Origin of the sequence: Variovorax humicola, from assembly GCF_037889915.1 — a bacterium.
Taxonomy (GTDB): domain Bacteria; phylum Pseudomonadota; class Gammaproteobacteria; order Burkholderiales; family Burkholderiaceae_C; genus Variovorax; species Variovorax humicola.
Map to the genome: position 1 here is coordinate 1 of NZ_JBBKZV010000025.1, position 22,373 is coordinate 22,373.

17 protein-coding genes and 2 pseudogenes are annotated in these 22,373 nt (G+C 67.8%); 12 read left to right on the forward strand and 7 right to left on the reverse strand.

What is annotated here, in order from left to right:
- The 3 genes and pseudogenes from garD to WKW80_RS27345 form a co-directional block, all read right to left on the reverse strand.
- Window positions 1-199: pseudogene (gene garD, locus WKW80_RS27335) on the reverse strand (galactarate dehydratase); the annotation flags it as partial.
- A 31-nt stretch (window positions 200-230) separates the two neighbouring features.
- Complete coding sequence (locus WKW80_RS27340) at window positions 231-1,523, reverse strand: MFS transporter (RefSeq protein ID WP_340366733.1); 1,293 nt, start codon at window positions 1,521-1,523, stop codon at window positions 231-233.
- A gap of 36 nt (window positions 1,524-1,559) precedes the next feature.
- A complete protein-coding gene (locus WKW80_RS27345; RefSeq protein WP_340366734.1) occupies window positions 1,560-2,402 on the reverse strand; it encodes an NAD-dependent epimerase/dehydratase family protein in 843 nt (280 codons plus the stop codon).
- Window positions 2,403-2,703: 301 nt separating this feature from the next.
- Here WKW80_RS27345 and WKW80_RS27350 point away from each other — a divergent pair, with 301 nt between their 5' ends.
- Window positions 2,704-3,495: a FadR/GntR family transcriptional regulator gene (locus WKW80_RS27350; protein ID WP_340366735.1), complete on the forward strand. Its 792-nt coding sequence runs from the start codon at window positions 2,704-2,706 to the stop codon at window positions 3,493-3,495.
- Between the two features lie 137 nt (window positions 3,496-3,632).
- Window positions 3,633-4,847 (forward strand): alanine transaminase, encoded by a 1,215-nt coding sequence (alaC, locus tag WKW80_RS27355; RefSeq protein WP_340366736.1) that lies wholly within the window; start codon window positions 3,633-3,635, stop codon window positions 4,845-4,847.
- Here alaC and WKW80_RS27360 read toward each other — a convergent pair.
- Complete coding sequence (locus tag WKW80_RS27360; RefSeq protein WP_340366737.1) at window positions 4,832-6,091, reverse strand: YVTN family beta-propeller repeat protein; 1,260 nt, start codon at window positions 6,089-6,091, stop codon at window positions 4,832-4,834. The two genes, alaC and WKW80_RS27360, sit on opposite strands and share 16 nt — an antisense overlap.
- Before the next feature lie 179 nt (window positions 6,092-6,270).
- Here WKW80_RS27360 and WKW80_RS27365 point away from each other — a divergent pair, with 179 nt between their 5' ends.
- The 3 genes from WKW80_RS27365 (at window position 6,271) to WKW80_RS27375 (ending at window position 8,941) form a co-directional block, all read left to right on the forward strand.
- On the forward strand, window positions 6,271-6,789 hold the full coding sequence (locus tag WKW80_RS27365; RefSeq protein WP_422822976.1) for a sigma-70 family RNA polymerase sigma factor: 519 nt from the start codon (window positions 6,271-6,273) through the stop codon (window positions 6,787-6,789).
- Window positions 6,790-6,791: 2 nt separating this feature from the next.
- Window positions 6,792-7,472 (forward strand): anti-sigma factor, encoded by a 681-nt coding sequence (locus WKW80_RS27370; RefSeq protein WP_340366739.1) that lies wholly within the window; start codon window positions 6,792-6,794, stop codon window positions 7,470-7,472.
- 218 nt (window positions 7,473-7,690) lie between these two features.
- Window positions 7,691-8,941 carry an MFS transporter gene (locus tag WKW80_RS27375; RefSeq protein WP_340366740.1) on the forward strand — a complete coding sequence of 417 codons (1,251 nt, stop codon included), beginning with the start codon at window positions 7,691-7,693 and terminating at the stop codon, window positions 8,939-8,941.
- Between the two features lie 53 nt (window positions 8,942-8,994).
- Here the strand turns inward: WKW80_RS27375 and WKW80_RS27380 are convergent, their stop codons facing one another.
- Window positions 8,995-10,560, reverse strand: a complete 1,566-nt coding sequence (locus tag WKW80_RS27380; RefSeq protein WP_340366742.1) for a Na+/H+ antiporter — start codon at window positions 10,558-10,560, stop codon at window positions 8,995-8,997.
- Window positions 10,561-10,696: 136 nt separating this feature from the next.
- Here WKW80_RS27380 and WKW80_RS27385 point away from each other — a divergent pair, with 136 nt between their 5' ends.
- The 5 genes from WKW80_RS27385 to WKW80_RS27405 all read left to right on the forward strand — a co-directional run bounded on the left by WKW80_RS27385 (window position 10,697) and on the right by WKW80_RS27405 (window position 16,953).
- Entirely contained in the window at window positions 10,697-10,972 is a 276-nt protein-coding gene (locus WKW80_RS27385) for a DUF1272 domain-containing protein (protein WP_340366743.1), read from the forward strand.
- Entirely contained in the window at window positions 10,969-11,841 is an 873-nt protein-coding gene (gene yghU / locus WKW80_RS27390; protein ID WP_340366744.1) for a glutathione-dependent disulfide-bond oxidoreductase, read from the forward strand. The genes WKW80_RS27385 and yghU overlap by 4 nt, the downstream gene beginning before the upstream one ends.
- 29 nt (window positions 11,842-11,870) lie before the next feature.
- Window positions 11,871-12,503 carry a glutathione S-transferase family protein gene (locus tag WKW80_RS27395; RefSeq protein WP_340366745.1) on the forward strand — a complete coding sequence of 211 codons (633 nt, stop codon included), beginning with the start codon at window positions 11,871-11,873 and terminating at the stop codon, window positions 12,501-12,503.
- Between the two features lie 99 nt (window positions 12,504-12,602).
- Window positions 12,603-13,928, forward strand: a complete 1,326-nt coding sequence (locus WKW80_RS27400) for an adenylate/guanylate cyclase domain-containing protein (RefSeq protein WP_340366746.1) — start codon at window positions 12,603-12,605, stop codon at window positions 13,926-13,928.
- A gap of 115 nt (window positions 13,929-14,043) precedes the next feature.
- Window positions 14,044-16,953: a TIR domain-containing protein gene (locus WKW80_RS27405; RefSeq protein WP_340366747.1), complete on the forward strand. Its 2,910-nt coding sequence runs from the start codon at window positions 14,044-14,046 to the stop codon at window positions 16,951-16,953.
- 24 nt (window positions 16,954-16,977) lie between these two features.
- Here WKW80_RS27405 and WKW80_RS27410 read toward each other — a convergent pair whose 3' ends face one another.
- Window positions 16,978-17,337, reverse strand: coding sequence for an SPW repeat protein (locus tag WKW80_RS27410; RefSeq protein WP_340366748.1), 360 nt, complete (start codon window positions 17,335-17,337; stop codon window positions 16,978-16,980).
- Between the two features lie 132 nt (window positions 17,338-17,469).
- On the opposite strand from WKW80_RS27410, the pseudogene WKW80_RS37440 reads away from it, so the two are divergent.
- A pseudogene (locus tag WKW80_RS37440) lies at window positions 17,470-17,595 on the forward strand (double zinc ribbon domain-containing protein); the annotation flags it as partial.
- A 57-nt stretch (window positions 17,596-17,652) separates the two neighbouring features.
- The gene (locus WKW80_RS27415; protein ID WP_340366749.1) at window positions 17,653-20,775 is read left to right on the forward strand and encodes an adenylate/guanylate cyclase domain-containing protein; all 3,123 of its coding nucleotides are present in this window, start codon (window positions 17,653-17,655) and stop codon (window positions 20,773-20,775) included.
- A 4-nt stretch (window positions 20,776-20,779) separates the two neighbouring features.
- Here WKW80_RS27415 and WKW80_RS27420 read toward each other — a convergent pair whose 3' ends face one another.
- Window positions 20,780-22,201, reverse strand: coding sequence for an MFS transporter (locus WKW80_RS27420; protein WP_340366750.1), 1,422 nt, complete (start codon window positions 22,199-22,201; stop codon window positions 20,780-20,782).
- Between the last annotated feature and the right edge of the window lie 172 nt (window positions 22,202-22,373).

A 22,373-nucleotide genomic window follows, 5' to 3' on the forward strand; every position in this document is an offset into this window, starting at 1 on the left:
CGTTGTAGCGACGCACCTCGCCCCCTTCGGGAATGTCCACCAGCGCCACCTTGTGCGCCTGCGGCACCTTGTCCACCAGCGTCAGGCCCGAGGGGAAGGTGGTGCCCGCGGACAGGCCGCCGTCGTTGGCGACGATCGCGACGTTGTCGCGCTCGTGCATCGTGATGAAGAGGGGTGCCTGTGCAGGCGTTTCACGCATCATGTGGCCTCCGATGATTCGCCGTGTTCAATCACTTGGCAGCCGCGCTCGCCGGCATCCAGCGTGGTTGCGGAACGCGCTCGCCGCTGCGGGCCAGCAAGCACACGACGACGGCTGCGGCGATGTCGAAGACCGCCAGCAGCACGAACAGCGGGCTGTATCCAACTTGCGTGACGAGCACACCAAACAGCGCGGTGAATGCCGCGGCCCCGAGGTAGCCCGCCATGCCACCCATGCCGGTGGCCGTGGCGACCTCGTTCTTGCCGAACATGTCGGAGGTGATGGAATACAGCGCGCCTGACAGAGTCTGGTGCGCGAAGCCGCCAATGCACAGCAGCGCGATGGCCACATACGGACTGGCGACGAAGCCGACACAGGCCGGACCGACCATGCACAGCGCGCCGAAGACGAAGACCATCTTGCGCGAGGTGAACAGCGAAACCTTGGCGTACTTGTGGAAGAGCGGGCTCAAGTAGCCGCCGAGCACGCAGCCGATGTCAGCCGCCAGGAAGGGCATCCACGCGAACATCGCCACTTCCTTCAGGTTCATGTGCCGCTCGGTCATCATGTACAGCGGGATCCAGGCGTTGAAGGTCTGCCATGCCGGCTCGGACAGGATGCGCGGGATGCCGATCGCCCAGAAGTCGCGGCTGCGGACCATCTCGGTCCACTTGCGCTTGGCTGAGCCGGCGTTGTTGTACTTGGCTTCCTGGCCGGAGAGGATGTAGTCCCGTTCGGATTCGGAGAGGCCCTTGTGGTCACGCGGGTGCCGATAGAACAGCATCCACAACGCGCTCCAGATGACGCCCAGCGCGCCGACGATCAGGAAGGCCCACTGCCATTGCCCATGCATCAGGGCCCAGACCACCAGCGGGGGCGCCAGCAGCGCACCGACCGACGAGCCGATGTTGAACCAGCCGATCGCCACCGAGCGCTCCTTGGCCGGGAACCACTCCGTCGTCGACTTGACGCCAGCGGGAATGCCGGCTGCTTCGGTGAGACCCAGCAGTCCGCGGAAGAAGGCAAGGCTTTGCCAGCCGGTGGACCATGCCGCCGCCGCGCAGGCCAGCGACCAGAGCAGCGCAAAGACGCCAAAGCCGATCTTCGTGCCGATCGCGTCGAGCAGGTAGCCCGCAACCGGCTGCATGAACGCGTAGCAGAGCTGCCATGCGACCACGATGTGCGAGTACTGCTCGACGGTGATGTGGAGGTCCTTCATCAACGTCGGCGCCGCCACCGACAGCGTGTTGCGTGCGAGGTAGTTGACGATCAGGCCGGCCGAAACCAGACCGACCATCCACCAGCGTAAGCCCTTGATCTTCATTGCGTTGTCTCCTGTCGTTCGTTGCGTCTGTTCAGTTCAAGAAAAGGAATGGGCATCGGCGCTCGCGGCCGGCTGTCGCGCCGCGACGTCGTCGCGCGAGTAATTGATGCCGACGAAGCTGCCGCCCTGGAAACGCTGGCCCAGCGCGTCGAGGGGATTTGGGCGGGACAGCACTTGCGCTGCGTACACTTCAGCGTCTTGCGTCGGGCGGAAGCCCAGGCGTTCCGCGCCGCGGTTGTCCCACCAGCTGCGCTTGTTGGCCGACACGCCCCACACGACCAGGAAACCCACGTCCTCGGCCTCGATGCAGCGGTCCAGGAAGTGCATCAGGTCGGCGTGGCCGAACCAGGTGCTCAGGTGCCTCGGCTCCGTGGGTCGCTCGACGCAGCTGCCGATGCGCACGCAGATCGTTTCGACGCCGTGCTTGTCCCAGTACATGCGCGCCAGGGCTTCGCCCCAGACCTTGCTCAGGCCGTAGAAGCCGTCGGGACGCGGCTCGCACGTCAGGCCGAGCCGGTCGGCGACCGGGTACATGCCGATCGCGTGGTTCGAGCTCGCGAAAACTACGCGTCGCACGCCGTTGCGCCGTGCGCCTTCGTAGACCTCGACCAGGGCGCGCAGGTTGTTCTCGATGATCTCGGGCAGGGGGCGCTCCACGCTCGTGCCGGCGAAATGGATCAGCACGTCCACGTCCTCCAGCAGGCGATCGACCACGGCGCTGTCGCGCAAGTCGCCGTGCATCACTTCTTCGCCGGCCACCAGGGGCACCAGCGGCTTGCTGCCTGCGGCCGAGCGCAACGGGACACCGCGCGCAATCAACGCAGCGCGCACGACCGAACCGAGCTGTCCGGCGGCTCCGCTGAGGGCAATCTTCTTCATGGGGATCCTTTGCTGCGCTGGATGAGCGCGTGGGGTCGAACTACTTGCAGAAAAAGGTCATAGTTGTCTGATGTCCTATGACTTGTCTGAAGTGTCGTTGATGAAAATGCGCCATTTACCTAGGGTTTATCCCAAGAAATGTAGCGAATTGATGCGAGTTTAGGCCCGCTATTCATAGGATGTAGGACAACTAAACGTGGCAACGCGCATTTCCATCGGATCCAATACGGCCTCAGCGCGAAAGCCCCCTTTCAATCAAAGCCCGAATCCGCCATCACCCACGCGGTCCTATCATTCGCACATGAATGACCCTTCGTTGACCCTCCCGGAAGCCCGGACGGACGCAGACGCGAGCCCCGGATCGCCGGTTAATCGGCGGCAAGGAAAGGGGCTCACGCACGAGCTGGTCGAAGCCCTGGGCCTGCAGCTGCGAAGCCGGTCGATCAAGCCCGGCGACAAGTTGCCGACCGAGTCGGTCATCATGCAAACGTTTGGCGTCAGTCGAGGCGTCGTGCGCGAGGCCCTCTCCCGCCTGCAGGCTGCGGGCCTCGTGCAGACGCACCATGGGGTGGGCACCTTCGCGCTGGAACCCGCTGCGCAAGAACGATTCCAGTTCGACCATTCGTCGTCGGGCGACATCTCGGAGATGCTGGAAATGCTCGAGTTGCGAACCAGTGTCGAATCGGAGGCTGCCGGCCTCGCAGCCCTGCGTCGCACCGACGAGCATCTTCGGGAGATGCGAAGCGCGCTCCACGATTTCGAACAGCACCTGGCGGCCGTCGGCGAAACCGTCGCGCCTGATTTCCGCTTTCACCTGGCCATCGCCCAGGCGACGGGCAACCACTACTTCAGCGAGCTGATGAGCCACCTGGGCCTGGAGGTCATACCGCGCACGCGGGTCTCCTCTTCCTGGCTGAATGTGGAGCAACGCGCGCAACACCTGCACAAGGTCAACCAGGAACACCAGGACATCTACGCGGCGATCGAGCGCCGCGATCCCGAGGCCGCGCGCGCCGCCATGCGGATTCACCTGGTCAACAGCCGAGAGCGACAGCGCAGGGCGCACGCCGATCCCGCGCATGCAGCGGAGTGATTTCTCGATGCGATGGAGGGTGACCGACAGGAGGAGTGCCCGCGCCTGCATGTCACGCTAATATCGCCATGGACTCGCCCTCACGGCGGGTCACGTCGCTCGGACGGTTCCGGGCGCTTACGTGAGAGTTGAACCACATGACTGCAACTGCTTCGTCAGGCAGGCGCCGCTTTGCGCGCATCGATCGCCTTCCTCCCTACGTCTTCAACATCACGGCCGAGCTCAAGCTCGCGGCGCGGCAACGCGGCGAAGACATCATCGACATGAGCATGGGCAATCCCGATGGCGCGACACCCGCGCACATCGTGGCCAAGCTCACCGAGGTCGCCAGGCGGCCGGACACGCATGGCTACTCGGCCAGCAAGGGCATCCCCCGGCTGCGCCGCGCGATCACGCGTTGGTACAAGGACCGCTACGGCGTCGACATCGATCCCGACAGCGAAGCCATCGTCACCATCGGCTCGAAGGAAGGTCTTGCGCACCTGATGCTCGCCACGCTCGACCGCGGCGACACGGTGCTCGTGCCGGACCCGAGCTACCCGATCCACATCTACGGCGCGGTCATCGCCGGCGCCGACATCCGCTCGGTGCCCGTGGCGCCCGATGTCGACTTCTTGGCCGAACTCGAGAAGACGATTCGCGGCAGCTACCCGAAGCCCAAGATGATCGTGCTGGGCTTTCCGTCGAACCCGACCGCGCAATGCGTCGAGCTCGACTTCTTCGAGCGTGTCGTCGCGCTGGCGAAGAAGCACGACATCTTCGTGGTGCACGACCTGGCCTATGCCGACATCGTGTTCGACGGCTGGAAGGCGCCTTCGATCATGCAGGTGCCGGGCGCGAAGGACGTGGCGGTGGAGTTCTTCACGCTGTCCAAGAGCTACAACATGGCGGGCTGGCGCATCGGCTTCATGGTCGGCAATCCGGACCTGGTGGCCGCGCTCGCGCGCATCAAGAGCTACCACGACTACGGCACCTTCACGCCATTGCAAGTCGCGGCCATCGCCGCGCTCGAAGGCGACCAGCAATGCGTGAAGGACATCGCCGCGCAATACCAGCGTCGACGCGACGTACTCTACAAGGGCCTGACCGAAGCGGGATGGGAAGTCGATTGCCCGAAAGCCTCGATGTACATCTGGGCACGGATTCCGCCGGCCTACCGCGACATGGGCTCGCTCGCCTTCGCGCGCAAGCTGCTGGAGGATGCCAAGGTCTGCGTCTCGCCCGGCATCGGCTTCGGCGACCATGGCGACGGCCACGTGCGCTTTGCGCTCATCGAGAACGAGGCGCGCATCCGCCAGGCCGTGCGCGGCATCAAGCACATGTTCAAGGCGGATGCTCAACCTCCGGCCTGACCGGGCTTGACCACCACCACGCCCGTCATGTAGGCGTGCACCGAGCACACGTACTCGTAGCTGCCGGGCTTGTCGAAGCGGCGCGTGAATTGCTCGCCCGGCAGCAGCAGCGGTGCGCCGGGCGCGTTGTCCTTGAAGGCGAGGCCATGCGGCGCGCCGTCATCGTTGCGCCAGTTCACGCTCTGGCCGGCGGTGATGGTCGTCGGTCCGGGCACGAAGGCGAAGTTGGCGATCGAAACCTTTGTGCCGCTGTTGCCGGCAACTGACGAGACATGCTGCATCGCGACCTTGCGCGGCGCATTGCCGACGTCGACGGTCTGAGTCTTGCCGCTCGCGGGGTCGACGATGTCGATGGTGTTGCCGCCTTCGTTGCTCACCACCAGCCGCTTGCCATCCGGCGTGATGTCGACCCAATGCGGCTGCTTGCCGACTGTGATGCTGCGCGCGACCGCATTCGTCGCCGGGTCGAAGAACTGGAGTTCACCCGGACCCTGAACCACCACCACGCCCTGCGACATCCCGCCAAAGTGCTGCGCGATGTGCGGCGACACGCCGGTGGGGATCTGCGCCACGATCTTGTTCGCCACGGCATCGACCACCTGCACTGCCGGTGCGCCGGCGAGTGTCAGGTAGAGCAGCTTGCCGCCGGGTCCGAATTCCAGGTCGCGCGGCGCCTTGTCCAGCGCGATGGTGCCGGTGACCTTGTGCGTGGCCATGTCGACGATCGCGACGGAGAAGTTGCCCGGCTGCTGTGACGACACATACGCCTGGCTGCCGTCGGGCTTGATGGCGATCGTGTGCGGCTTGGGCACGGCCGCCGTGTCCGCAATCGCGCCCGATGCCGCGTCGACGAACGCGACCCGGTCGGCTCCGTTCACGGCCACGAGCACCTGCTTGCCGCCAGGTCCGAGGGCCAGGCCCTGCGGTCCCATGCCGACCTCGATCGTCTTGCTCACGCTGTCCCTGGCGGCATCGATCACGCTCACCGACGAGGCACTGGAGCCGCTCACGAACACGCTCTTGCCGTCGGCGCTGACCACGATGCCGTCCGGGCCGGCCGCCACGGGCACGGTCGCGACGACCTTGCCTTCGTCGACCTCCACCACGCTGACGGTGTTGTCCTTGAAGTTGCCCACGTAGACCCGGGGCCCGGCGGCCGAGGCCGCGACGGCCAGCGCGGCGATGCCTGCAATGCCTGCGATGACGGCGCCGCGCAGGAGAAGGGAAGGAAGCTGGAAGCGCATGGGTGAACCTCGCGATGGTGGTTGGGTCCATGCAAGACGCACCCGCGTCGCACCGCATTCCCGTGCCACGCAAAGCCCGTGCGTTTCGATCGGGATTGGAATAAAACGGGCCTGCGCTCCGTCCACTGAACAAGAGCCGCCGTTTGACCCCATCCGCCAGAACGTTCGACACCGCCGTCATGCCGCACCTGCATGCGGCGTACAACCTTGCGCGCTGGCTGTTGCGCGACGACCGAAGCGCCGAGGACGCGGTGCAGGAGGCGTACCTTCGCGCGTTCCGTTTCTTCAAGGACGTGCGGGGCGATGACGTGCGGCCGTGGCTGCTCGGTATCGTGCGCAATGCCTGCCACGACTGGCTGCGGCAGAACCGGCACCTCGACGACCAGGTCGAATTCGACGAGGTGCGCGACAGCGATATGGCCGCGTCGGCGGCGGACACGGCGTACGCGGACCCGTTCGTCCTGCTCGATCACCGCGACCTGGCCGGCCGCGTCAACGAGGCCATTGCCGCGTTGGCCCCGGCGTTCCGCGAGGTAATCGTGCTGCGTGAGCTGGAAGAGATGAGCTATGACGACATCGCGCGCGTGGCCGGCGTGCCGGTGGGCACGGTCATGTCGCGGCTGTCGCGTGCGCGTGCGCTGTTGCGGCGGTCGCTGCACGACGACCGGCCAGCGGCGCTGCGCGAAAGGAAAGCCTGACGATGGAAACCCCGGAAGACGCCACCTTGTCCGCACTGATTCGCCAGCACGCGACCCGCCACGCGCCGCCGGACGCGCTGGCCGAACGCATCCGTGCCGCCTTGCCGAACACGGCGCCGGTTCCTTCCGCCGGGCCGTTCGCGCGCTGGCGCCGCGCCCTCGAATCGTTGGCGCTGTACGGCGCAGGCGTGGCCACGGCCTGGGTCGCAGCGAGCATGTTGCTGGTGACGCCTGCGCCCGACAGCAAGATCCAGGAAGAAGTGACAGCCAGCCACGTGCGGTCGCTGCTGGCGGACCACCTGTCGGACATCCATGCGACCAACCACCACACCGTCAAGCCGTGGTTTGCCGGCAAGGTCGATTTCTCGCCGCCCGTCATCGACCTGGCCGACGAAGGCTTTCCGATGTCCGGCGGCCGGCTCGACTACCTCGAGGGGCGCACGGTGGCCGCACTGGTCTACGGCCATGGCTCGCATGTGATCAATCTTTTCGTCTGGCCGGCCGATGCAGGGCAGGGCGGCGCGCAACCGCCGCGTCTGAGCACGCGGCAGGGCTACAACCTGGCCCACTGGACCGCGGCCGGCATGAACGCCTGGGCCATCTCGGATGTCGATGCGACCGAGTTGCAGGCCTTTGCCGAACTGGTGCGCACGCGCATGGGCGCCGCCGGGTCGCCGCAGTGAGGGCGGCTCGGCGGCGCCCGATGCATGGATGTTCGGCGTACGACTGACCTGGCCGGCTTGTGCCGTGGGCGATCACCTCCCCATGCATCCCGAATCGCCATGAGGCCGCACGGGCCTCGGCATTTCCGGCGCCAAGCCAGGGTTAAGGGTTTTCCCTAAACTCGGGCGTCGCCCGCCTTCCTCGCCGGGCGCGCACCTGCCCTCGAAGGAGCCCGGTCTTGAACGTTTCCTCCCCGACGCTCGACAGCGTCGATTCCACGCCCGCATCCTCGCCCCCTGTCAATTTCGTTCGTGCCATCCTGGCGCTGGGCGTCGGCGGCTTCGCCATCGGCACCGGCGAGTTCGTCATCATGGGCCTGCTGCCCGAAGTGGCGCGCGACATCGGCGTGAGCATTCCGCAGGCCGGCCATGTGATCAGCGCCTACGCGCTCGGTGTCGTCATCGGCGCGCCGGTGCTCGCGGTGGCGGCCGCGAGCTGGCATCGCCGCATGTTGCTGATTGCACTGATGACGTTCTTCGCACTCGGCAATTTCGCGAGCGCGGTGGCACCGGGGTATTTCTCGCTCAACGTCCTGCGCTTTGCTTCCGGGCTGCCGCACGGCACCTACTTCGGCGTAGCCGCGCTGGTGGCTGCCGCGCTGGCACCACCCGGCAGACGCGCACGCGCGGTGGGGTTGGTGATGCTGGGGCTCACCGGCGCGACGCTGGTCGGCGTGCCGATCGCCGCATGGCTCGGCCAGGTGTTCGGCTGGCGCGCCGCCTTCGTGTTCGTCGGCATCATCGCGCTGATCGCGGTGGTGCTGCTGCGCCGCGACATCCCCGACCTCGCGGCGGCCGCGGGCGCGAGCCCGTGGCGCGAACTCGGCGCGTTGAAGCGCAAGCAGGTCTGGTTCACGCTCGGCATCGGCGCGATCGGCTTTGGCGGCATGTTCTCGGTGTTCAGCTACATCAAGCCGACGCTGACCGAAGTGGCGGGCATGTCGGTGGCCGGCGTGCCCTTCGTGCTGGCGCTGTTCGGGCTGGGCATGGTCACGGGCAACCTGGTCGGCGCCCGGCTCGCCGACAAGTCGTTGATGCGCACCATTGGCGGCCTGCTGGCATATGCGGCCGTGGTGCTCACGATGTTCACTTTCGCGGCGCACCACGTCGTCACGGCCGGCATCAACGTGTTCCTGATCGGCACCACCGTGGCGATCGGGCCGGCCTTGCAGATCCGGCTGATGGACGTGGCGGGCGATGCGCAGACGCTGGCCGCTGCGCTCAATCATTCGGCATTCAACATGGCCAATGCGCTGGGCGCGTGGCTGGGCGGGCTGGCGATCAGCGCTGGCCTGGGCTGGACGTCGACCGGCTGGGTCGGCGCGTTGCTGGCCGTCGTGGGCATGGGCATCTTCGGCTGGTCGATCGCGAGCGCGCGGGCTGCGGCGCGGCCGTTGAATGCGGCGACCCGCGAAGCTCCCGTGGGCTGACGCCGTTCGCCGTTGCGCCGCGGCGAGAGGGCCGTGGCAACGTCGGCCGCGGATCAATCCTGCCGGCCGCCGCCCGCGCTCAATTCCGCCCAATCCAGTTCCTGCACCAGCACCCGGTAGGCGTCGTCGCCGATCACGTCGTCGCGCCGCAGTTCGAATGCGCGTTGCCGCGCCGCCGAAATCGCGCGGCGTCGCAGCGGCCCGCCAGGCACGTCGTCGACGCGCGCGTCCTGCGCCTCGCTCGAATTCAACTCGACCACCGCCCCGTATTCCTTGCGCAGCAGCTTGGCCGACAGCGTCTCGTCGTCCTTGATCGCGTCGAGCAGCGTGCCGTATGCCTGCGTACGGCCGAGCCGTATCTCGCGGCCGACCGGGTCGTCGTCGGTGAGGCCCAGGGCGCGGATCAGCGGCGCCATCGTCAGGCCCTGCAGCACGAGCGTGCCGAGCACGACGCCAAAGGCGCACAGCAGGATCAGGTCACGGAACGGGAAGGGCTGGCCGTCGGGCAGCGTCTCGGGGATCGCGAACGCGGCGGCCAGCGTGACGATGCCGCGCATGCCAGCCCATGAAAGCACGATGCCGCTGCCCGCGCTGGGCCGCGGGCGCAGCGGATCGGCAGCGGCGTCGGCGAGCCGGCGCTTGAATGCGTAATAGACCATCACCCACGCGAAGCGCGCCGCGATGGTCACGCCCAGAACCACCGCTGCGGTGACTACCGCGTGCGCCTGCCCGCCGCTGGCTTCGAGCCGCGACCAGATCGGCCGCAACTGCATGCCGATCAGCACGAACGCGAACGCGTTCAGCACGAACACGACCGACTCCCACACCGCGAAGATCGGCACGCGCATGCGCGCCGGCATTTGCGGACCGCTGCGCCTCGCGACCGTCATCGCATACGCCACCAGCGTCAGGATGCCGGAGAGCCCGATCGCTTCGGCCGCGATCCACACGCCGAACACGAGCGCGAATTGCACGATCAACGCGATCGGCACTTCGTGAATGGCGCTCAGCATGGGCCGCAGCGCGACGGCGCCTCCCACGCCCGCCGCAAGGCTTCCGAACAACGTCAGCAGGAACACCGGCGCAAAGCTGCCGAAGCCGAGGTGGCCGGCCATCATGGTCATGATCGCAAGCCGGTACACGAGCAGCGCGCTCGCGTCGTTCAGGAGGCTTTCGCCCTCGAGGATCTTCAGCAGCTTGTGCGGCAACTTCACCTGCCGCATCACCGCGGTGGCGGCGGCGGCATCGGGCGGCGCGACGATCGCACCCAGCGCAATCGCCACCGGCCACGGCATGCCGGGCACGAGCCAGCGCGCCGCGAAGGCGACCGCCAGCACCGTCGTCCCGACCGCCGCGATGACAAGGCCGGTCACCGGCCGCCAGTTCTGCCGCAGGTCGCGCAACGAGGTGTCGTAGGCGGCATCGACCAGCACCGGCGCGACGAACAGCGTCAGTGCGAGGTGCGGGTCGAGCGTCCAGTTGGGACTCGAGGGCACGAACGCAAGCAGCATGCCGCCGAGCGCGAGAAAGGTCGGGTAGGGCGCGCCGAGCTTGCGTGCCAGCGCGGCAAGCATCGCGGCGCCGAGCAGCAGCACGATGATCCATTCGAAGGTGGCCATGAGGTGTTGTGTAGCAGCCATGCCTGGCTTTGCCAAGCCTCGGGCGCGCCCCGATGGAGGCGATAGGCCATGGCGTTGCGCGCCGTGCCTGAGCGGAAGGCAGAATGCGGCGAACCCACTGACCGAGGTCCTTGCCATGCTTCAAATGCGTCCAGGCTGCGAGTGCTGCGATCGGGATCTGCCGCCCGACTCCGACGCCGCCCGAATCTGCTCGTTCGAGTGCACCTTCTGCAGCCATTGCGCCGAAGCGCGCCTGGCCGGAACCTGTCCGAACTGCGGTGGCGAGTTGCTTCCTCGCCCGAGGCGACCGGCCGCCGCGCTGGCCAGGTACCCGGCTTCGACCACGCGCGTTTTCAAGCCGGAAGGCTGCGCGGAGGCGTCCGTGAACACTCGCCCGGGGAACGCTGCATGAATGCTCCCTACATCCCGCCGACGGTCTGGTCATGGAACAAGGAGAACGGCGGCCGCTTCGCCAACATCAACCGGCCGATCGCGGGCCCGACGCACGACAAGGATCTGCCGGTGGGTCGCCATCCGCTGCAGTTGTATTCGCTGGCCACGCCCAACGGCGTCAAGGTCACAGTGCTGCTGGAAGAACTGCTGGCGCTGGGCCATCGGGGCGCGGAGTACGACGCCTGGCTGATCCGCATCAACGCGGGCGAGCAGTTCGGCAGCGGCTTCGTCGCGGCCAATCCCAACTCCAAGATCCCGGCCCTGATGGACCGCAGCGGGCCGACGCCGGTGCGCGTTTTCGAATCGGGCGCGATCCTGCTGTACCTGGCCGAGAAGTTTGGCGGCGCCTTCATGCCGACCGGCGCCGCCGAGCGCGCCGAATGCCTGTCGTGGCTGTTCTGGCAGATGGGCAGCGCGCCGTTCCTCGGCGGCGGGTTCGGCCACTTCTATGCCTACGCGCCGGACAAGATCGAATACGCCATCGACCGCTATGCGATGGAGGCCAAGCGCCAACTCGACGTGCTGGATCGCCGCCTCGCCGAAAGCCCATACCTCGCAGGCGACGACTACTCGATCGCCGACATGGCGGTATGGCCCTGGTACGGCACCCTCGCCAAGGGCCAGCTCTACGACTCGGGCGAATTCCTCCAGGTCCAGGAATACAAGCACGTCCTGCGCTGGACGGACCAGATCGCGAAGCGGCCGGCCGTGCAGCGCGGCCGCATGGTCAACCGCACCTGGGGCCAGCCGTCCAGCCAGTTGCATGAGCGGCATGACGCCACCGATTTCGACACGCAGACCCAGGACAAGCTGGCTGCGTCGAGCTGACTATCCACTCAAGCAGAGACACCCACGAGATGATCACCCTCTACGACTGCCTCACGGCGCCAAGCCCTCGTCGCGCCCGCATCCTGCTTGCCGAAAAAGCCGTGGCGCATGAAACGGTCCAGGTGGACCTGAGGAGCGGCGAGCAACTGGGCGAAGCCTTCCGCGCGGTGAACCCGCAGTGCACGGTGCCCGTGCTGCGCACCGACGACGGGCTGCTGTTGACCGACAACGCATCGATCACCGCCTGGCTGGAGGCACGCTTCCCGGAGCCGCCGCTGCTGGGGAGCACGCCGCAGGAAAAGGCCGAGATTGCCAGCTGGAACTGGCGCGTCGAGTTCGAGGGCCTGGCCGCGATCGCCGAGGCGCTGCGCAACAGCGTGCCGGCCATGGCCAACCGGGCATTGCCCGGGCCGGTGGACTATCCGCAGATTCCCGAGCTGGCGCAGCGCGGCCTTGCCAGGGTGCAGCAGTTCTTCGCCGCGCTGAATGACCGCCTGGCCGGCCGCGACTTCATCGCCGCCGATCGATTCAGCATTGCCGACATCACCGCGGTGGTGGCCGTCGACTTCGCGCGCGTGGTGAAGGTCAAGCCCGGAGAACAGCACCCGCACCTGCAACGCTGGCGGCTGGCGATGGCGCAACGGCCGTCGACCTCGCTGTAGACAAGGCGCACCACCGCCCTCGGGGGCCACGGCGCAATCGATTTGTGGCAAGCTTCAAAGCGACGGCGCCACGATAGCGGGCGCCTTCGGCCAGCATCCATGCTTCCCACGACCCAATACGCAAAGAGCGGCGGCGTCAACATTGCCTATCAGACGGTTGGCAGCGGTCCACGCGACCTCGTGCTGGTCCCGGGGTTTGTTTCGAACCTGGATGTCTTCTGGGAGGAGCCCGTGCTGGCACGGATGCTGACGCGGCTCTCCTCGTTCTCCCGGCTCATCTTGTTCGACAAGCGGGGGACGGGCCTGTCGGATCGTGTCAGCGACATGCCCAGCCTTGAAGTTCGCATGGACGACGTCCGCGCGGTGATGGACGCGGTCGGCTCGGAGCGCGCGGCGCTGTTCGGCTATTCCGAAGGCGGCGCGATGTGCGCGCTGTTCGCTGCCACCTACCCGTCTCGCGCCTCGGCGGTCATCATGTGCGGTGCCTTCGCGAGGAAGACGGCGGCGCCCGATTACCCCTGGGGGCCGACGAAGGACCAGGCACTTGCCTTCGCCGAAGAGGTGGAGCGCGCCTGGGGCGGACCGGTCGGCATGGAGACACGGTGGCCGAGCCAGATCGGGGACGAGCGGTGCCGCCAATGGTGGGCACGCTGGCTGCGCTCCAGTGCGAGTCCGGCGGCGGCGGCGGCGGTGTTGCGCATGAACCTGGAGATCGACATCCGCCATGTGCTGCCCGCGGTGCACGTCCCCACGCTGCTGTTGCACAGTCGAAACGACCGGGTCATCGATTTCGGCGCCAGCCAATACATGTCCGAGCACATCGCCGGAGCGAAGCTGGTCGAACTGCACGGGATCGATCACATCCCGTGGGGCTGCGACAGCGACCTGATCCTCGACGAGATTGAAGAGTTCCTGACCGGGGCGAGGCCTGGCGTCGAGCCCGAGCGGCTGCTGGTCACCGTGATGTTTACCGACATCGTCAAGGCGACCGAGCGCGCCGCTGGCCTCGGCGATCGCGGCTGGCACGATTTGCTGGAGAGCCATCACGCAACGGTTCGCCGGGAGCTGGAGCGTTTTCGGGGTCGTGAGATCGATACCGCGGGTGACGGCTTCCTTGTCACCTTCGACGGGCCGGCGCGCGCGGTGCGCTGCGCCTGCGCCACCTCCCGCGAAGTTCGCGCGCTCGGACTCGAGATCCGCGCGGGGCTGCACACCGGCGAATGTGAAGTGATAGATGGCAAGGTTGCGGGCATTGCCGTGCACACGGGCGCGCGCGTGGCGTCGCATGCGCAGTCGGGCGAGGTGCTTGTTTCGAGCACCGTCAAGGATCTGGTCGCGGGGTCGGGGTTGTCGTTCCAGGATCGGGGGATGCAGCACCTGAAGGGCATCCCCGACGAGTGGCGGTTGTTTGCCGTCGAGCAATAGGATTCAGTCGGCGAGTTCAGGCAGCAAGGTACAGGCCGCAAGGTTCAGGCAGCAAGGTTCAGGCAGCACCATCATTTCCGCGAGCCCGACCGACTCGATACAAGGGGGCCAAGCTGTGTCGGAACACGTCGCCCCGTCCGGGCAATCCCGCTATTGGGCCTTCCTCAGCTACAGCCATGCGGACGAGCGCTGGGCCTCCTGGCTGCATCGCGCGCTGGAAGGCTATCGACTGCCCCGGCAATTGGCGGGCCTCACGGGCAAGCATGGTGCGCTTCCGCAGCGCCTGTTCCCTGTGTTTCGCGATCGGGAGGAACTCGCCAGCGCCGCCGATCTCCCGGCGCGCATCCGCGAGGCGCTGGCCGATTCACGCGCGCTGGTGGTGATCTGTTCGCCGCAGGCGGCTCGCTCGCGCTGGGTGGCGGAGGAGATTCGCAGCTTCAAGGCGACGCATGGAGAACAGCGGGTCTACTGCATCATCGTAGACGGCGAGCCCCATGCGGGCGATGCCGAGGGAGGCGCGGCGCGGGAGTGCTTTCCGCAGGCCATCCGCTTCAGGGTGGGACCGGACGGTGAACTCACCCGCGAAGCGGCGGAGCCGCTGGCGGCCGATGCGCGTCCTGCCGGAGATGGCCGCAATGGTGCCCTGCTCAAGTTGCTCGCCGGCCTCCTGGGCGTCGAACTCGATGTCCTGCGACGCCGCGACGAGCAGCAGCGCAGGCGCCGCAACCGGCTCTGGGGGGCTGCGGCATCTGCATTGATCGTCCTGCTCAGCGCGGGCGTGTGGTATTCGAATGCACAGCGGCTGGAGGCCGAACGCCAGCGCGACCTCGCCGACACGCGCCAGCAGATCGCGCTCGCACGGCAGCTGGCAGCCCAGTCCGCGCGCATCCGGGTCGAGCAACCCGCTGCCATCGAACTCGCGAGCCTGCTCGCGATCGAGTCCGTGCGCCGGCTGGACACGCTGGAGACGCAGCAGGCGCTGCAGGCGGCCATGCGGCTCCTGCCGCCACGACCGCTGCGCCTGGCGGAAGGTTTCTCCAACGCGGCAGCCAACTACAGCCGCGACGGCCGGGTGGCGTTGGCGGACCAGGGCAATCGGCTGAGCGCGTTCAGCGTACCTGACGGACGTCGGCTCTGGGAGGCCGCCAAGTACCACGAGAGCAAACCCCTGCTTACCCCGGACGGCTGCTGTGTGCTGTTCTTCGACGCGGGCAAGCACTGGCACGCACTACGCCTTGCCGAGGGCACCGAGATGCAGCCGGCACCGGCGTACCTGCCGCTGCTCGAATCCCTGCAGGCGGAGCGATTGCATCGTCTCGAATTCAGCCCGGAAGGCCGCGTGCTCGCTGTCGGACCGCGGCTCGTGGAAACCGCGACCGGCGCCGCGAGGCCCGACCCGGCATTGGACACGGCAGCGCTTGTCACCTTCGACGCGTCCGGCCGGCTTCTGGTGCAGCACCGCGACCGCAGTCTCGTGCTGTCGGCTCCGGCCGGTGCGGGGCCGCCGAAGCGCCTGGAGCTCGCGCGTGAAGCAATGCCGCGCTTCAGCCCGGACGGTTCTCTGTTGGTTGCGATGGGTTACCAGGCTCTGGAGATCTTCGACACCGGTAGCGGCCAGCGCCTGTTCGAGCTGGCTTGCGACGGGCCCTATGCGGACGTCGCGTTCTCCCCGGACGCCAAAGTGCTTGCCGCCGCCTGCGGCAATGTCGCGCGCCTGCACGACGCCCGCACCGGCAGCCTCCTCGCCGACCTCCCGCACGACCGCCCGGTGAACAGCCTGCGCTTCAGCCGTGACGGCGCGCGCCTGCTGACCGCGAGCTACGACAACACCGTGCGCATCTGGCGCATTGCAGATCGGCGCGAAGTGTGGCGAGCCGCCCACTCCGGCTACATGACCCAGGCCACCTTCGCGCCCGACGAGCGAAGCATCCTGGCGGCCGGCATGGGTGGCATCTACCTCTGGCCGTTGGAACAGGAGGCTGATCTGCTGGCCGAGATTCCAGGTCCGATCTGGGCTCTGGCCGCGAGTCCGGACGGGCAATGGCTCGCCGCCGCGGGTGTGGAACCCCAGGCGCAGGTGGTGGCCATTCGGATGTCGGACGGGCAGACACGCGAATTGGCCCATCCTGACCAGCGGGTCGCCGGGCTGGCCTTCAGCCCCGACAGCAAGTTGCTTGCGGTGCCTCAAGGGCGCCAGTTCGAGGTGTTGCCGGTTGCTGGCGGCGAGGCGGTGTTTCGTCGCCGCCTGAGCGACTTCCCTTATTCAGCCATCGTGGCGGGTGCATTCACGCCCGACGGGCAGGTGCTCGTCGCCACGACCGGCAAGTCGGTGCGCGGCTACTTCCGGCTCGACCGCTGCACCGTGTCCGGCAACGGCGGCGAGAAACCCTGCGACACCCGCGATCTGCCGCTCGACCCGTTTTCAGACGCAAGGCCCTTCTTCAGCGCCGATGGCAAGCGGCTTGCCTTCAACGCCACCTCGAATCGCGAGAACTCCCTGCGCCTGTGGGACACCCAGGGCGCGAGCGAGTCGATCCTGCCGGAGGAGAAGGCCAACGACATCGTGTTCGCGCCCGACCGTTTGCTTGTCGCCATTACCGCGGGTGGCTCGGTGGATGTCCTCGACCTGGCCGGCCGCAAGTTGCGCGGCATCGGGCACGAGGGATGGGTCCCGCACCTGGCGCTTTCGCCGGACGGGCAATACCTCGCCGCCGGCCTGACCGATCCGGTATCGAGGGCCAAGAACCGGGTCGTGATCTGGCGCCTTGCCGATGGAGAGGAGGTCGCACGCTACCCCCGGCCCGGAGACGACGGGCCGCTGGTTTTCCTCCCCGATGGGCGCCGCCTGGCGTTCTCGGATGGACGCCGCCTGCGCGTCGTCGCCTGGCGTACCGGCGACGTCATCGCCCAGGCGTGCCTCCACCTCGGCCGGAACCTGGACTGCGGCGAATGGCGCACCTGGTTGCAGGACGAGCGCTACCGTGCGACATGCCCGGCGCTGCCGCCCGCGGCATGCAAACCCTGACTTCGGACGGCCGTCGGCAAGAGATCAATGCGCCGGCTTGCGCCAGTGGACATAGTCCTTGTCGGTGGCCAGCACCCACACGGCCAGCACCATCACGGCCACGCCCGTGACCACGGCATTCAACATCGGTTCGCGCGACATTTCAAAGCCGAGCGCCCACGGAGAGATGACCATCCACAAGCCCAACGCGCCTTCGGTCCATTCTTCCCAAGCCCGGGGTACGAAGGTAGCGCCCAGAGCAGCTGCGCCCAGCAAAATCCCGACGGCCACCGCATTCATTGCCGGGGTCGCCTGGTCCTGAAAGCCCACCAACCAGGGCGAAAGAATCAACCAAACGCCGAGCGCCGCGTTCAGCGGATCCTGCCAGTGCTTCACGTGCTTCATGGTGTTTACCTCCTGCCGCCGCATGAAAGCGATTTTCGCGGCGACAAGGCTTTGACCGACAGGAAAACGCCAAGTTCAGCGGGCAAACCCGCGACCCTCGACACCGCGCGCGCCAGCGAAGAAACTCCACCAATGCAGTGCCCACGGTGTCGCCATCCCAATTCGCAGGGGGCCAAGTTCTGCGAGGAATGCGGCACCGCGTTGCCACGCCAGTGCGCGAACTGTGGCCACGAGCTTGCCGCGCAGGCGAAGTTCTGCAGCGAATGCGGGCGGTCGGCGCCGGGGGCCGTGCCCGCGCCTCCCCCGGCGCAACCGATGCACGAGCCTTCGCGCGATGTCTGGGCGGCGCCCGGCGCGGCGACCGCGGATCGTCGTCAGGCGGCCGTGCTGTTCGCCGACATCACCGGCTACACCGCGCTGTGCGCCAGCAGCGACCCGGAGCAGATCCAGGAGATGCTCGGGCGTTTCTTCGATGCCATGGACGGGGTGGTCGAATCCCACGGCGGCCGAGTTCTCGACCGGGCCGGCGACGCCGTCATGGCGGTCTTCGGCGCCCCGGTGGCCCATGGCAACGACGCGCAGCGGGCGCTGCATGCCGCGTTCGCCATGCACAGCGCGGCCGCTGGCGTTCCGGACTGCCACGGCACGCCGCTGCGGCTGCACATCGGCATCGCCAAGGGCGAGGTGGTGGCCGCGGTGATCAGCGGCGGCGGCAAGGCCAAGTACTCGGTCACTGGTGATGCGGTCAATCTCGCCGCGCGGCTCGATGCGCTGGCCCAGGCGGGCGAGACGCTGATTTCCGATGCGCTGTACCGCGAAGTCGCCGGCAGCGTCGAGGTGCAGGCGGCGGGCCACCAGGTGGTCAAGGGCTTCGCGGCGCCGATGGAACTCTGGCGCGTGCTCGGCCTGCGCCAGGCTCGCGGCGAACGCCTGCCCTTCGTCGGCCGGCAAGCCGAGTTGGGGCAACTGGTCGGTGCGCTCGATGCCGTGCGCGAGACCGGCGCCGGTGCCACCGTGCTGGTGCGCGGCGATGCTGGCATCGGCAAGTCCCGTCTGGTGGAAGAGTTCCGGGCGCGCGCTCGCGATCTGGGGTTCGACACGCCCTCGGGCCAGGTGCTGGACTTCGGCGTGGGTAAGGGGCAGGACGCCATCCCGACCTTGCTGAAGGCGCTGCTGCAGGTGAGTTCGCTCGACGACGAAAACCAACGCCGCGCGGCACTGCAGGCGGCAGCCGCACGCGGCCTGGTGACGGACGACGAAGCGCTGTTCGTCAACGAGTGGCTCGACCTGCCGCAGCCGAAACCGCTGGAGGCGATATTCGAAGCGATGGACAACGCCACCCGGCTGCGGCGCGCGAGCGAAGCGCTGTGTTCGCTGTTGCAGCGGGCGGCTGCCGCGCGTCCGCAACTGGTGCTGATCGAGGACATCCACTGGGCCTCCCCGGAGCTGCTGCGGCAGGTGGCAGCGATCACGCGTGCGGCCGCGCGGGCGCCGATGATCCTGCTGCTCACCTCGCGCATCGAGGGCGATCCGATCGACAAGGCCTGGCGGGCATCGATCCATGGCAGTGCCTTCATGACCATCGATCTGGCGCCACTGCGGCCGCAGGAGTCGCGCTTGCTGGCCGGCGGGCTGGTGGAAGCGTCGAGCCGTTTTGCGCTGATGTGCATCGAACGCGCGGAGGGCAACCCGCTGTTCCTCGAACAGTTGCTGCGAACCGCGCGCGCCAGCGAGACGCCCGGGCTCGTGCCCGCCGTGCCGCCGACCATCCAGAGCCTGGTGTTGGAGCGCATGGATCGCCTCACCGCGCCCGATCGCGCCGCCTTGCAGGCCGCCGCGGTGATCGGCAAGCGCTTCTCTCTTGCCAACCTGCGCGGTGTCGCCGACGCGCCGGATGCGAATTGCAACGTCCTGGTGGCGGCCGACATCGTGCGGCCCGACGGCGCGGATTTCCTCTTCGCGCACGCGCTGATCCAGGAGGCCGTCTATGCGTCGACGCTCAAGAGCCGGCGGCGCGAGTTGCATCAGGCTGCCGCGCGCTGGTTCGGCAACGACGATCCGGTGCTGCAGGCTGAGCATCTCGACCGGGCCGAGGACGCGGGCGCCGCGGCGGCCTACCTGCGCGCTGCGACGCAGGAGGCCGGGCGGCTGCGCTTCGAAAGCGCGCTGCGGCTGGCCGAGCGCGGCGGCACGCTGGCGGCCGACCCCGCGCGAGGCGATGCCGCGGTCGGCTGCGAACTCGCGTTGCTGTGCGGCGAGATGTTGCGCGAGATCGGACGCTCCAGCGAATCGATCGCTGCTTTCCAGCGCGCGCTCGAACTGGCCGGCGACGACCTGCTTCGCTGCCAGGCCTGGATGGGCATTGCCGCCGGCCATCGCGTGACCGGCGAATTCGCGGCGGCCATGCAGGCGCTCGGCGAAGCCCGGCCGATCGCCGAACGGCTCGATCTGACCATCGAACGCTCGCGCATCCATCACACGCAGGGCAACCTCTTTTTCGCCCAGGGCCGGATCGTGGAGTGCGACGCGCAGCATGTGCTGGCGCTGCAGCTTGCCGAGCAATGCGGCGACCCGGAGAGCCAGGCGCGGGCACTGAGCGGCCTCGGTGATGCGCGCTATGCCGAGGGCCGCATGGCCAGTGCGCTCGACTACTTCCGGCGCTGCGTTGCGCTGTGCGGGGCGCAGATCCGCATCGCCGGGCCCAACCGCTGCATGATCGGTCACTGCCTGTGGTACGCCAACCAATTGGAAGCTGCCATTGCCGAAGCCCGATCGGTCTGCGAGGACGCGCAGCGCTTCGGCGTCGTGCCCGTGCAGGTCTTCGCACAGGCCACGCTGACCCAGGTGCTCACCGAGGCGGGTCGCTTCGAAGAGGCAAGTGCGTCAGCCGAGAAGGCGCTCGTGCTGGCGCGGCTGGCCGGTTCACGCCGCTACGAGGCGACCGTGCTGTACTTCTTCGCCGAGCACCACCTGCGGCGGGGCGATCGCGCCCAGGCACGCAACGACCTGGAGCAGGCACTCGCGCTCGCACGCCAGACCGGGCTCGGATTCATCGGCGCCGCGCTCGAAGGACGATTGGCACGGGTGGCCGATTCCGCTGAAGCGCGGATGGCGCATCTGGCCGAAGGGGAATCCTTGCTGAAGGACACCGGCATCGCGCACAACCACCTCTGGTTCTACCGCGATGTCATGGAGGCCTGCCTCGCCGCCCGCGATTGGTCGCGCGCGTTGCACCATGCGGACGCGCTGGAGCGGACGTTCCGGGGCGAGACCTTGCCCTGGGTCGTGTTGATGGTCGAGCGGGCGCGCGCCATCGCCGCGGCGGCGCAGAAGGACAACGACGAGGCCGCCATGACCCGGCTGCGGGAGCTGAGGGCGACGGCTGTCGCGGCCGGCAACGGCTGGGCGCTGGAGGGTATCGATCAGGCGCTGATGTAGCGCGTCACCCGACAGACCCCATCGGCGGCGCAATGTCCTCCAGCGCTCGCCGCTCGGCATCCACCGCGTAGCGCCATGCGACCAGACCGGCCGCAATGACCAGCACCGCGCCGATCGCATAGCCCACCGCCACCGCGCCACGGCTGCCGGTCTCGATCAGCATGCCGAACAGCCATGGCGCCGCGAACCCGCCGGCCCCCGTGCCCACCGCATAGAAAACCGAAATGGCCAACGCTCGCATCTCCAGTGGAAACACCTCGCTCACCGTGAGGTACGCCGAACTCGCCGCCGCCGAGGCCAGGAAGAACACCGCTGACCAGCACAGCGCCTGGCCCAGCGCATCGAGCCAGCCGGCCATGAACGCCACACCGGTCAGCGCAAGGCCGACGCCGGAGAGCACATAGGTCACGCCGATCATCCGGCGCCGCCCGACACGGTCGAACAGCGGTCCGAGCAGCAACGGCCCCAGCACATTGCCCAACGCAAACGGAAAGATGTAGAGCGCGACGCGACCCTCCGGCACGCCGTGGAAGCGCGTCAGCACCAGCGCATAGGTGAAGAAGATCGCGTTGTAGAAAAACGCCTGCGAAATCATCAACGACAGTGCGACCACGCTGCGGCGGCGGTATTGGTGAAAGAGCACGTCGGCCATCTGCCGGATCGTCGGCGCGGCCTGCTGGACGAAGCTCAATCGCGTGGTCACGGCAGGCAGCGGGCCATGCTGCGCCGACACCTCGGCCTCGATGCGGGCGATGATCGCGTTGGCCTCGTCGGCGCGCCCGTGCGAGATCAGCCAGCGCGGGCTTTCCGGCACGTCGCGCCGCACCAGCAGGATCGCGATGGCCAGCAATGCACCCAGTGCGAAGCCCGCGCGCCAGCCCCACACCGGGCCGAGCACGCGGACATCGAGCAACACCAGGCTCACGCCCGCACCCAGCGCGGCGCCGATCCAGAAGCTGCCGTTGATCGCAAGGTTCACGCGCCCGCGCACGCGCGCCGGGATCAGTTCGTCGATGGCGGAGTTGATGGCTGCGTATTCGCCGCCGATGCCCAGGCCCGTCAGGAAGCGGCACAGCGCAAAGAAGGCGAAATCGGTTGAAAAGGCGGTCGCCAGCGTCGCCAGTGTGTAGATGGCCAGCGTGGCCAGGAAAAGCTTCTTGCGCCCGAGCCGGTCCGCAAGACGGCCGAACAGCAGCGCGCCGATGACCGCGCCGCCGATGTAGAGCGAGCCCGCCCCGCCGATCTGCGCGGCGGTGAGGCCGAGCGTGTCGGGCCGCTCCAGCACGCTGCCGACCGAGCCGACCAGAGTCACCTCCAGCCCGTCGAGCACCCAGGCCACGCCCAGTGCAATCACGACGCGCCAGTGCCAGCGCGACCAGGGCAGCCGGTCGAGGCGGGCGGGGATATCGGTGCTCGATGCCGTCAATGGAACGTTTTCCGTTTCGTGGAGTACATGGTGTGCCCGATCGGCGGCCGACTGCCCGAATGTACGCCTCGCCCGCGACAGGAACCGGGCCGCAGGGCTTCAGTCGATTCAGCACTTGAGTCTGGCTGCCGCCCGTTGACTCGGGCCGGCGCCCGTTGATACTGTGCGGTGC

Bases quoted from the DNA above. Each gene is read 5' to 3' on its own strand.
- WKW80_RS27340 (WP_340366733.1), bottom strand. From the start codon at position 1,523: ATGAAGATCAAGGGCTTACGCTGGTGGATGGTCGGTCTGGTTTCGGCC.
- WKW80_RS27345 (WP_340366734.1), bottom strand. From the start codon at position 2,402: ATGAAGAAGATTGCCCTCAGCGGAGCCGCCGGACAGCTCGGTTCGGTC.
- WKW80_RS27350 (WP_340366735.1), top strand. From the start codon at position 2,704: ATGAATGACCCTTCGTTGACCCTCCCGGAAGCCCGGACGGACGCAGAC.
- alaC (WP_340366736.1), top strand. From the start codon at position 3,633: ATGACTGCAACTGCTTCGTCAGGCAGGCGCCGCTTTGCGCGCATCGAT.
- WKW80_RS27360 (WP_340366737.1), bottom strand. From the start codon at position 6,091: ATGCGCTTCCAGCTTCCTTCCCTTCTCCTGCGCGGCGCCGTCATCGCA.
- WKW80_RS27365 (WP_422822976.1), top strand. From the start codon at position 6,271: ATGCCGCACCTGCATGCGGCGTACAACCTTGCGCGCTGGCTGTTGCGC.
- WKW80_RS27370 (WP_340366739.1), top strand. From the start codon at position 6,792: ATGGAAACCCCGGAAGACGCCACCTTGTCCGCACTGATTCGCCAGCAC.
- WKW80_RS27380 (WP_340366742.1), bottom strand. From the start codon at position 10,560: ATGGCCACCTTCGAATGGATCATCGTGCTGCTGCTCGGCGCCGCGATG.
- WKW80_RS27385 (WP_340366743.1), top strand. From the start codon at position 10,697: ATGCTTCAAATGCGTCCAGGCTGCGAGTGCTGCGATCGGGATCTGCCG.
- yghU (WP_340366744.1), top strand. From the start codon at position 10,969: ATGAATGCTCCCTACATCCCGCCGACGGTCTGGTCATGGAACAAGGAG.
- WKW80_RS27395 (WP_340366745.1), top strand. From the start codon at position 11,871: ATGATCACCCTCTACGACTGCCTCACGGCGCCAAGCCCTCGTCGCGCC.
- WKW80_RS27400 (WP_340366746.1), top strand. From the start codon at position 12,603: ATGCTTCCCACGACCCAATACGCAAAGAGCGGCGGCGTCAACATTGCC.
- WKW80_RS27410 (WP_340366748.1), bottom strand. From the start codon at position 17,337: ATGAAGCACGTGAAGCACTGGCAGGATCCGCTGAACGCGGCGCTCGGC.
- WKW80_RS27415 (WP_340366749.1), top strand. From the start codon at position 17,653: ATGCACGAGCCTTCGCGCGATGTCTGGGCGGCGCCCGGCGCGGCGACC.